This is a genomic window from Vibrio sp. R11-SG3-ISO3-SZ (assembly GCF_059834345.1).
Genome location: NZ_JCBDGX010000077.1, coordinates 65,604 through 75,526, shown reverse-complemented (window position 1 = coordinate 75,526; position 9,923 = coordinate 65,604). Strand labels below are relative to the sequence as shown.

At 49.0% G+C, this 9,923-nt stretch carries 10 protein-coding genes and 1 tRNA gene; 7 read left to right on the top strand and 4 right to left on the bottom strand.

The window, feature by feature from the left end:
- Position 1: 1 nt before the first annotated feature.
- Positions 2-75 (bottom strand) — tRNA-Pro (locus AC6R1O_RS10000).
- A 240-nt stretch (positions 76-315) separates the two neighbouring features.
- Here AC6R1O_RS10000 and AC6R1O_RS09995 point away from each other — a divergent pair.
- The 3 genes from AC6R1O_RS09995 to rluF all read left to right on the top strand — a co-directional run bounded on the left by AC6R1O_RS09995 (position 316) and on the right by rluF (position 2,313).
- On the top strand, positions 316-456 hold the full coding sequence (locus AC6R1O_RS09995; RefSeq protein WP_334555181.1) for a DUF3149 domain-containing protein: 141 nt from the start codon (positions 316-318) through the stop codon (positions 454-456).
- A gap of 145 nt (positions 457-601) precedes the next feature.
- Positions 602-1,183 (top strand): DNA endonuclease SmrA, encoded by a 582-nt coding sequence (smrA, locus tag AC6R1O_RS09990; protein WP_487903168.1) that lies wholly within the window; start codon positions 602-604, stop codon positions 1,181-1,183.
- A gap of 122 nt (positions 1,184-1,305) precedes the next feature.
- On the top strand, positions 1,306-2,313 hold the full coding sequence (rluF, locus tag AC6R1O_RS09985) for a 23S rRNA pseudouridine(2604) synthase RluF (RefSeq protein ID WP_500633884.1): 1,008 nt from the start codon (positions 1,306-1,308) through the stop codon (positions 2,311-2,313).
- Positions 2,314-2,435: 122 nt separating this feature from the next.
- Here the strand turns inward: rluF and upp are convergent, their stop codons facing one another.
- Positions 2,436-3,062, bottom strand: a complete 627-nt coding sequence (gene upp, locus AC6R1O_RS09980) for a uracil phosphoribosyltransferase (protein WP_500626327.1) — start codon at positions 3,060-3,062, stop codon at positions 2,436-2,438.
- A gap of 177 nt (positions 3,063-3,239) precedes the next feature.
- On the opposite strand from upp, the gene purM reads away from it, so the two are divergent.
- From purM to AC6R1O_RS09960, 4 genes are all read left to right on the top strand, one after another.
- On the top strand, positions 3,240-4,280 hold the full coding sequence (gene purM / locus AC6R1O_RS09975; protein WP_334555177.1) for a phosphoribosylformylglycinamidine cyclo-ligase: 1,041 nt from the start codon (positions 3,240-3,242) through the stop codon (positions 4,278-4,280).
- A 2-nt stretch (positions 4,281-4,282) separates the two neighbouring features.
- Positions 4,283-4,924 (top strand): phosphoribosylglycinamide formyltransferase, encoded by a 642-nt coding sequence (gene purN / locus AC6R1O_RS09970; protein ID WP_500633885.1) that lies wholly within the window; start codon positions 4,283-4,285, stop codon positions 4,922-4,924.
- A 191-nt stretch (positions 4,925-5,115) separates the two neighbouring features.
- Entirely contained in the window at positions 5,116-5,322 is a 207-nt protein-coding gene (locus AC6R1O_RS09965; protein ID WP_500633886.1) for a YaeP family protein, read from the top strand.
- On the top strand, positions 5,322-5,513 hold the full coding sequence (locus AC6R1O_RS09960) for a DUF4250 domain-containing protein (protein WP_500633952.1): 192 nt from the start codon (positions 5,322-5,324) through the stop codon (positions 5,511-5,513). The genes AC6R1O_RS09965 and AC6R1O_RS09960 overlap by 1 nt, the downstream gene beginning before the upstream one ends.
- A gap of 96 nt (positions 5,514-5,609) precedes the next feature.
- On the opposite strand, the gene AC6R1O_RS09955 is transcribed toward AC6R1O_RS09960, so the two are convergent.
- Both AC6R1O_RS09955 and purL read right to left on the bottom strand, forming a co-directional pair.
- The gene (locus AC6R1O_RS09955) at positions 5,610-5,825 is read right to left on the bottom strand and encodes a DUF3622 domain-containing protein (protein ID WP_334555173.1); all 216 of its coding nucleotides are present in this window, start codon (positions 5,823-5,825) and stop codon (positions 5,610-5,612) included.
- A 173-nt stretch (positions 5,826-5,998) separates the two neighbouring features.
- Positions 5,999-9,892: a phosphoribosylformylglycinamidine synthase gene (purL, locus tag AC6R1O_RS09950; protein ID WP_500633887.1), complete on the bottom strand. Its 3,894-nt coding sequence runs from the start codon at positions 9,890-9,892 to the stop codon at positions 5,999-6,001.
- Positions 9,893-9,923: the final 31 nt, after the last annotated feature.

Below are 9,923 nucleotides of genomic sequence, written 5' to 3'. Positions count from 1 at the left end.
GTCGGTGAAGAGGGATTCGAACCCCCGACCCTCTGGTCCCAAACCAGATGCGCTACCAAGCTGCGCTATTCACCGAGAACGGAGCAGTATATTACGGATTCTGTTTGCCAACGCAAGCCATTTCCCGCACTTTTTTCCAAATTCACACCGTTTGACTAAAACGCGAGCAACGGGCCACAAAATGTGAGCAAACACACAGCAAACAGAACAAAAACGCAACCTTCGGATAACACTTGATCTAGATCAGTGTTGAATTAATCACCAGCCATTACCTTAAATTCCGTCAACACACACTTTGTATTTGGCGGAGGAACTATGGACTTTTGGCTTGATCTTCTCTTTGGTAATGCAGTAGGTCTATCTTCAATGATTGTCATCTTGGGTGCCTTTAGTCTCATGCTCTTTTACGGCGCTTTCTTCGTCTACAAGGTGATGAATGACAAATCTCCTCACTAGAATCGCTTAGCTCTATTCTCTGAATAGACATTCGCTATGCACCGAAGTAGACACACTGTTTACTTCGGTTTTTTATTTCTTGCTGATCACAACAGGCTTACGTCAGTATAATAGCTATATTGATTGAATACTCTGAGATACCGTCATGTCTAACGACGACGATTTTGCACTGTTTCAGCAAATGATGGGAGACGTTAAACCCATCAAGCAAGACACCACTCAACACGTCAAAATGCATCAAGTCACCCAAGCGCAGCTGGCTAAACGCGAAGCGGCTATGTGGCTCAGCGATGATGCTCCCGAGTACCTCTCCATTGACCATGCGCCGATGCTCAAACCCGAAGACATCATTGAGTACAAGCGCGATGGTGTACAAGATGGGGTCTTTCGTAAATTGCGCCTGGGTAAGTACCCACTTCAAGCAAGGTTAGATTTACACCGTAAGACGCTCAAACAAGCGCGTGACGAAGTGCTCACCTTTCTCAAACAGTGCATGCGCATGGATATTCGCACGGTGCTGATCATTCATGGTCGAGGGGAAAAATCCAATCCCCCCGCCATGATGAAAAGTTATCTTGCAAAGTGGCTATCACAAATCAATGACGTCCAATGTGTACACAGTGCACAGCGCTTTCACGGCGGCACGGGTGCGGTCTACGTCATGCTGAGAAAAAGTGCCGACAAGAAACAAGAGACTCGTGAGCGTCATCAAAAACGGCTCGGGTAAAACCGTTTCCGATCGTTATGGTTGGTCTAAGATAGACAGAGTGATACACTCCCCGCCCCCGATTTCGGATCCATCCACCACCACATCACGGGTTGCCGTTGTGAAACGTAAAGAGAATGCTCATGTCCCAAGATAGCGCGAAACGCCTTAACAAATTCATCAGTGAAACCGGCTTTTGTTCACGTCGAGAAGCAGACCGACTGATAGAGCAAGGTCGAGTCACCATTAATGGCCAAGTGCCGGAAATGGGCACCAAGGTGCTTCCCGGAGACGATGTTCAAGTCGATGGAAAACCTATCAGTGGTGCCACCGATAAACCGATTTATATCGCTTTAAATAAACCGACTGGTATCACCTGTACAACCGAGCGAGATGTACCGGGTAACATTGTTGACTTTATTGGCCACAAAAAACGCATCTTCCCAATTGGTCGCTTAGATAAGCCGTCGGATGGGCTGATCTTTCTGACCAATGATGGCGATATCGTCAACAAAATTCTTCGTGCGGGTAACCATCACGAAAAAGAGTACGTCGTGCGTGTTGACAAGCCCATCACCGATGACTTTATTCATAAGATGAGCAGCGGCGTCCCGATTTTAGATACCGTCACGCTACCGTGCCGTGTCACCAAGGAAACCAAGTTTTCATTTCGAATCGTGCTGACACAAGGGTTGAACCGTCAAATACGCCGTATGTGTGAAGCGCTGGGATACGAAGTATTCAAGTTACGCCGAGTTCGCATCATGAACATTACCTTGGATGGTATCCCTAACGGTCAATGGCGCTACTTGTCTGATCAAGAGGTTGAGACGATTCTCGCTATGTGTGAGGGCTCAAGCGGGACTGAAGAAGCCTCAAAGGTTGACAGCAAAGGGCGAAGAATCCGCCGCGCAACCGATGCAAAGCTCTTTGATAGTCGAGAAGAGAATCAAGAATCCAAAGCGCGACGCAATCAAAAGCCGCGAACGTTTAAAGGTCGCAATGCCGATGATCTTCGTCACGCGCCTAATTCGAAAAAGGGCCGCGCCCATCACCACAATCCAAGCCAAAAGCCCGCCACCAAACACTCAGGCCCCACGACCAAACCGGCAAAACCACGCACCGGCGGCACGCTAAGTTTGAAGAAGTAACGCAGGCGAAGTATCCGTTCAGCGCTTTGCTGCAATGAAAAAGGAGCATCATTCAATGCTCCTTTTTAGTCTTTACAAGTCAATCAACACACTAGCGTATAAAGTGACTTAGATATCAACGATTACTTAGTGCCGAAAATCTTGTCACCGGCATCACCAAGACCAGGGACAATGTAACCTTTATCGTTCAGTCTGCTGTCAATAGCAGCGGTGTAAAGTTCCACATCTGGGTGCGCTTTTTCTAGAGCTTCGATGCCTTCTGGCGCAGCAACCAACACCAACACTTTGAATGACTGACAACCTTGCTCTTTAAGAAGGTCAATCGTCGCAATCATAGAGCCGCCGGTAGCAAGCATAGGGTCAACAACCAACGCGATACGCTCATCAATGTTTGACGCCAGTTTGTTGAAGTACGGCACAGGCTCCAACGTCTCTTCGTCACGGTAAATACCCACCACACTGATGCGAGCACTAGGAATGTGCTCTAGCACGCCGTCCATCATACCTAGGCCAGCACGAAGAATCGGCACAACGGTGACTTTCTTACCCTTGATTTGATCCACTTCTACCGGACCATTCCAACCGTCAATGGTTACTTTTTCTGTTTCAAAGTCTGCGGTCGCTTCATAGGTCAGCAAGCTGCCGACTTCTGTTGCAAGCTCGCGAAAACGCTTAGTGCTGATATCACCTTCTCGTAGAAGACCAATTTTGTGTTTCACAAGAGGGTGTTTAACTTCAACAACTTTCATTTCCATCTCCGGATCTATGGCAAATTTCAAATAAACTTGTCGATTATAAACGATTTCGTTCACAATTTCTTGTCGTAGCGCAAAAGAAAAAACTTGCGCAAACGTTTGCTATCTAGCTTTGACCACTGGTAGAATAGCGCCGTTTTCACATCCAACTTTCTAACCGAGGACTTCCCCGTGAGTGCTGATAACACTTCTCTTAGCTATAAAGATGCTGGCGTTGACATTGATGCAGGCAACGCACTTGTTGACCGTATTAAAGGTGCGGTAAAACGTACACGTCGCCCTGAAGTAATGGGTGGTATTGGTGGTTTTGGCGCGCTGTGCGAATTGCCAACCAAGTACAAGCATCCAGTTCTCGTCTCAGGGACAGACGGTGTGGGCACTAAGCTGCGCCTTGCTTTGGATATGAAAAAGCATGACACCATCGGTATTGACCTTGTGGCAATGTGTGTCAACGACCTGATTGTTCAAGGTGCAGAGCCGCTGTTCTTCTTGGATTACTACGCAACAGGTAAGTTGGATGTCGATACGGCAGCGGATGTTGTGTCAGGCATTGCAGACGGCTGTGTGCAAGCAGGTTGTGCACTGATCGGTGGTGAAACCGCAGAAATGCCAGGGATGTATGAAGGCGAAGACTATGACGTAGCAGGCTTTTGTGTTGGCGTCGTCGAGAAAGAAGACGTGATTGACGGCACGAAAGTCGCAGCTGGCGACGCGCTGATCGCGGTCGGTTCAAGCGGTCCACACTCAAACGGTTACTCACTCATTCGTAAGATTCTTGAAGTCTCTGGTGCTGACAAAAACGAACAGTTAGCTGACAAAACGATTGGTGAGCACCTACTCGAACCCACCAAAATTTACATCAAATCGGCACTCAAGATGATTGAGCAGCATGACATTCATGCCATCTCGCACATCACTGGTGGCGGTTTCTGGGAAAACATCCCTCGCGTACTGCCTGAAGGCACCAAAGCGGTGATCGATGGTAACAGCTGGGAATGGCCAATTATCTTCAAATGGCTACAAGAGAAAGGCAACGTCACAACCCACGAAATGTACCGCACATTTAACTGTGGTGTTGGTCTGATTGTCGCCCTACCTAAAGCACAAGCCGACGCAGCGGTTGAACTGTTGAAAGCCGAAGGCGAGAACGCTTGGGTGATTGGCGAGATTGCAACAGCGCAAGCAGGCGAAGAACAAGTAGAGATCAACTAAAGATGAAAAGCGTTGTTGTTTTAGTTTCAGGGAATGGTTCTAACTTGCAAGCGATTATTGATGCTTGTGAAACCAACATCGATAATGGCCGAGTAACCGCTGTTTTTTCAAACAAAGCAACCGCTTACGCTTTGGAACGTGCGAAAAAAGCCGGTGCTGGCGCGCACTTTCTTGATCCAAACTCATTCGATACTCGCGACGCCTTTGATCGCGAATTGATGAAGCAGATGGATGAATACAAGCCTGACGTTGTGGTCTTGGCGGGTTATATGCGCATTTTAAGTGGCGAGTTCGTTCGTCACTTTATGGGGCGAATGATCAACATCCACCCATCGCTGTTACCCAAATACCCGGGGCTCAACACTTACCAACGTGCCATTCACGCCGGTGACGAAGAGCATGGTACCAGTGTCCATTTTGTCACTGAGCAACTTGACGGCGGGCCTGTCATTTTACAGGCAAAAGTGCCGATCTTTGATGAAGACACCGTCGAAACCCTCACCGAGCGCGTGCAAACGCAAGAGCACAAAATCTACCCTCTGGTCGTAAAGTGGATGGTGGAAGAGCGCCTCGTGATGAAAGATGGCAAAGAAGCCTACCTCGATGGCAAGCTGCTCAGCATGCATGGTTACGCCGAAGAGTAATCAAACCGTTTCAATCCATTGGCGAGCGTTAATGCTCGCTTTTTTTTACGCGGCGTTTCTCCTATCTCACCCTGTTGGTGAAAAAAACGACTAAGGCTTCACGAGTTTGCGCTAGCGCAACCGAGCGCTTTGAGTTTCCTCTCGTCCCTGTGTATATTTGAGAGCAGTTATCATTTGTTAAGGATACCAACATGCAAGTTTATCAATGCTGTGACATGGTTCGTGAGCTTTACGCCCAGATAGGTAGTGGCGATCAAGCCTATGTCCCACAAGCCATCACCTGCGCGCTCAAAGCACTTAATGACATTGCAGCGGATGACGCGCTGCCTAAGTCGGTACGAGAAAAAGCGGCCTTCGCAGCGGCCAATCTGCTGATTTCTGATTTTGAGGATGCATGATGAATTTGAGCAATTTTGCCAGCATGGATAGCGTGATGCTGATGAGCATCGTCAACATGAAATTGCGCGATGATTTTGCGGGGGATCTGAACAAGCTTGCGGCGTATTTCGATATTGACCGTGCTGCCCTTGAAGCAAAGCTTGCGAGCGCAGGGTTTGAATACTTGCCTGAGGCGGGGCAGTTTCGTTAACGCGACCGCCTCTCTGCGAGCGCTAGGTTGTCTTGGCTAGCGCTCAAAACAAACGTGCCTACACTAAGGTAAGCACGATAAGGTCAACAACAGTGACTACTTGGCTTTTTTACGCGCGTTATGACCGGCTTGCGCTTTGGCGAATACCGCCAATTGCTCTTCACCCCAAGCTTGTGCAGCTTGTTCAGACTCAAACCCTGTTTCACTTTTTGAAACGTGAGTTTTACGTGATGTCACTTGGCGAGTGATTGTCGCACTCCACTGTGACTCTTGTTGAGTAACATGCAACGCATATTTTTTATTGGCATTCATAAATTGTTTCCTCAGACCAAGCGACCCTAATGATTGGGCCCTTCGCAAAAAAGTGCGCTATTAGAGCTTAAAAAAGCATCGCTGGCTAGTAGTTTTTTCGCTAAAAACACATTTCGCCAAAAATAAAAAAGCGCAGCGAATTCACGCTACGCTTTTGACTCGATTAATCAGGCTTAGCCGATGTTCTTACGAGCGTTTTGGAACATACGCATCCAAGCGCCGTTTTCACCCCAACCTTCTGGTGCCCATGAGTTGGCAACCGTGCGGAATACACGCTCAGGGTGTGGCATCATAATGGTCACACGACCGTCTTGTGTGGTAAGACCGGTAATCGCATTTGGTGAACCGTTCGGGTTGTTCGGGTATTGCTGTGTTGGGTTACCGTGGTTATCAACGTAACGTACTGCAATCGTACCAGACGCTTCAATCGCTGCTAGGTGGTCTGCATCACGTACTTCAACGCGACCTTCGCCGTGAGAAACCGCGATAGGCATACGTGAGCCTGCCATACCATCAAAGAACACAGAATCCGATTTCTGTACTTCCACTAAGCTAGAGCGTGCTTCAAAACGCTCAGATTCGTTGCGAACAAAACGTGGCCACAAATCAGCGCCAGGGATCAGCTCTTTCAGGTTCGATAGCATCTGACAGCCGTTACATACACCAAGAGAGAAGGTATCGTCACGGTTGAAGAAGCTTTGGAACTGCTCACGTGCTTGTGGGTTGAATAGGATAGACTTCGCCCAACCTTCACCAGCACCTAGTACGTCACCGTAAGAGAAGCCGCCACACGCCACAAGACCTTGGTATTCATCCAACGCTGCCTGACCCGTTAGGATGTCGCTCATGTGGATGTCGGTCGCTTCAAAGCCAGCACGGTCAAATGCCGCTGCCATTTCAACGTGAGAGTTGACGCCCTGCTCACGCAAGATAGCCATTTTCGGCTTCGCACCTTTTGCGATGTAAGGCGCAGCAACATCTTCGTTGACATCAAAGCTTAGATTAACGTTCAGACCTGGATCAGAGTTGTCTTTCTTCGCTTCAAACTCTTGGTCAGCACAGGCAGGGTTATCACGTAGACTTTGCATCTTATGTGTGGTCTCAGCCCAGATAGTACGAAGTTCTGTACGAGAGCGCTCAAGGATAACCGTCTCACCCGCGGTGATAACAAAGCTGTCTGTTGCTTCTACTGAACCAATAACGTGAGAACATGCCTCTAGGCCGTTGGCTGCTAGGACTGCTTTCACTGCGTCTAAGTCATCGTTCTTCACCTGAACAACCGCACCGAGCTCTTCGTTAAATAGCGCGGCAAGCGCATCGTCGCCTAGGTTTGCGATGTCCGCTTTCACGCCACAGTGACCCGCAAAGGCCATCTCTGCCAAGGTCACGAACAGACCGCCATCCCCTTTATCGTGGTAAGCCACCAGCTTGTCATCACGAACTAGCGTTTGCATGGCGTCAAAGAAGCCTTTTAGCTGCTCTGCGTTATCCACGTCCGCAGGCTTATCACCCAGTTGTTTGTAAACCTGTGCGAGTGCTGTCGCGCCTAGACGGTTCTTACCGTTACCAAGGTCAACGAGAACCAGTGACGTCTCGCCTTTGTCAGTATGTAGCTGAGGCGTTACTGTCTTACGAACATCTTCAACACGACCAAATGCGGTGATCACCAATGAAAGTGGTGAGGTCACCTCTTTGCTTTCACCATTATCTTCCCATTTAGTCTTCATCGACATGGAATCTTTACCCACCGGGATAGTAAGACCTAGCGCTGGACATAGCTCTTCCCCGACGGCTTTCACTGCTTCGTAAAGACCGGCATCTTCACCTGGGTGACCTGCTGGAGACATCCAGTTCGCTGACAGTTTAATGCGCTTGATATCACCGATATCTGTCGCTGCAATGTTTGTTAGAGACTCACCTACTGCTAGACGTGCTGATGCACCAAAGTCGAGAAGAGCCACTGGTGTGCGCTCACCCATAGACATCGCTTCACCGTGGTAAGAGTCGTAGCTTGCTGCGGTTACCGCGCAGTTTGCCACTGGAACCTGCCAAGGACCAACCATCTGGTCACGCGCAACAAGACCAGTTACCGAGCGGTCACCGATAGTGATCAGGAAGGTTTTCTCTGCCACTGTTGGTAGGCGTAGAACGCGATCAACCGCTTCGTTAATTTCGATGCCATCGCGTTCAATCGCTGGGCTATCGACTTTAAGTGTTTTCGCATCACGGTGCATCTTCGGCGTTTTACCCAACAAGATGTCCATTGGCATATCGATTGGCGTGTTGTCGAAGTGAGAATCTTCTAGTGTTAGATGACGCTCTTCAGTAGCCACACCGACCACCGCGTAAGGCGCACGTTCACGCTTACAGATGGCATCGAATACTTCCATATTCTCTGGCGCCACTGCCATTACGTAACGCTCTTGAGATTCGTTACACCAGATCTCAAGTGGGCTCATGCTCAGCTCGTCGTTTGGTACGTCGCGTAGCTGGAATAAACCACCACGTTCGCCATCATCACACAGCTCTGGTAGTGCATTTGAGATACCGCCTGCACCCACATCGTGGATAAACGCGATTGGGTTGCTCTCACCAAGCTGCCAACAACGGTCGATCACTTCCTGACAACGACGCTCCATCTCTGGGTTTTCACGCTGTACAGAAGCAAAGTCAAGATCTTCCGCAGACTGACCTGACGCCATTGAAGAGGCCGCACCACCGCCAAGACCAATGTTCATCGCAGGACCACCCAGTACGATGAGTTTTGCACCCACAGGGATCTCTTTCTTCTGAACGTGCTCGTCACGGATATTACCCATACCACCAGCAATCATGATTGGCTTGTGGTAACCACGGATCTCTTCACCCGCATGAGAGGTCACTTTCTCTTCGTAAGTACGGAAGTAACCCAGTAGGTTTGGACGACCAAATTCGTTGTTGAACGCCGCGCCACCTAGAGGGCCTTCTAGCATGATATCAAGGGCGTTAACGATACGACCTGGCTTACCAAAATCGGTTTCCCATGGCTGTTCAAAACCTGGAATACGTAGGTTAGAGGTAGTAAAACCAACCAGACCGGCTTTAGGCTTGCCGCCAATACCCGTTGCACCTTCGTCACGAATCTCACCACCAGAACCGGTAGACGCACCTGGCCAAGGCGAGATAGCGGTTGGGTGGTTGTGCGTCTCAACCTTCATTAGGATGTGCGCGTCTTCGTGGTGGTAGGTGTATTGACGAGTATCAGGTTCTGGGAAGAAACGACCTACTTTTGAACCCGTCATGACTGCTGCGTTATCTTTGTAAGCAGACAAAACATGATCAGGTGTCGTTTCAAATGTGTTCTTGATCATCTTAAACAGCGACTTCTCTTGATCAACACCGTCGATCGTCCAGTCTGCGTTAAAGATTTTATGACGACAGTGCTCTGAGTTTGCTTGAGCAAACATCATCAGTTCGATGTCGTTCGGGTTGCGACCCAGTTTAGTGAAGTTTTCTACTAGGTAGTCAATTTCATCTTCCGCCAGTGCCAAGCCCAAGGAAACGTTTGCCTCTTCAAGCGCAAGACGACCGCCCGCAAGAATATCAACGTGAGCAACAGGCTTAGGTTCAGCAACGCTAAACAGTGCAGAGGCAGCATCAAGCTGAGTAAATACGGATTCCATCATGCGGTCATGGATGAGTGCTTTCACCGCATCCACTTGTGCGTCGTTTAACGCCACCGATGATTCAATGTAGTATGCCGTACCACGCTCTAGACGCTTAACGCTTGAAAGGCCACAGTTATGGGCAATGTCGGTGGATTTAGAAGACCAAGGAGAGATGGTGCCCGGACGAGGAGTCACAAGCAACAAAAGACCTTCAGGTGCGTGCTCTTCGATCGTTGGGCCGTAGGTCAACAACTTTTCTAGCTTTGCTAGTTCAGCGTCAGACAGATCTGCGGTAAGGTCAGCAAAGTGCATAAACTCAGCGTAAATACCTGTCACAGGCAGGTCTTGTTCACGACAAAGTTCTACTAGTTTGTTAACACGAAACTCAGAAAGAGCTGGGGAGCCACGCAAAATTCTCATGTGCTTAGGTCTCTTATGCAATTGATTAAGA

Bases quoted from the DNA above. Each gene is read 5' to 3' on its own strand.
- AC6R1O_RS09995 (WP_334555181.1), top strand. From the start codon at position 316: ATGGACTTTTGGCTTGATCTTCTCTTTGGTAATGCAGTAGGTCTATCT.
- smrA (WP_487903168.1), top strand. From the start codon at position 602: ATGTCTAACGACGACGATTTTGCACTGTTTCAGCAAATGATGGGAGAC.
- rluF (WP_500633884.1), top strand. From the start codon at position 1,306: ATGTCCCAAGATAGCGCGAAACGCCTTAACAAATTCATCAGTGAAACC.
- upp (WP_500626327.1), bottom strand. From the start codon at position 3,062: ATGAAAGTTGTTGAAGTTAAACACCCTCTTGTGAAACACAAAATTGGT.
- purN (WP_500633885.1), top strand. From the start codon at position 4,283: ATGAAAAGCGTTGTTGTTTTAGTTTCAGGGAATGGTTCTAACTTGCAA.
- AC6R1O_RS09965 (WP_500633886.1), top strand. From the start codon at position 5,116: ATGCAAGTTTATCAATGCTGTGACATGGTTCGTGAGCTTTACGCCCAG.
- AC6R1O_RS09960 (WP_500633952.1), top strand. From the start codon at position 5,322: ATGAATTTGAGCAATTTTGCCAGCATGGATAGCGTGATGCTGATGAGC.
- AC6R1O_RS09955 (WP_334555173.1), bottom strand. From the start codon at position 5,825: ATGAATGCCAATAAAAAATATGCGTTGCATGTTACTCAACAAGAGTCA.
- purL (WP_500633887.1), bottom strand. From the start codon at position 9,892: ATGAGAATTTTGCGTGGCTCCCCAGCTCTTTCTGAGTTTCGTGTTAAC.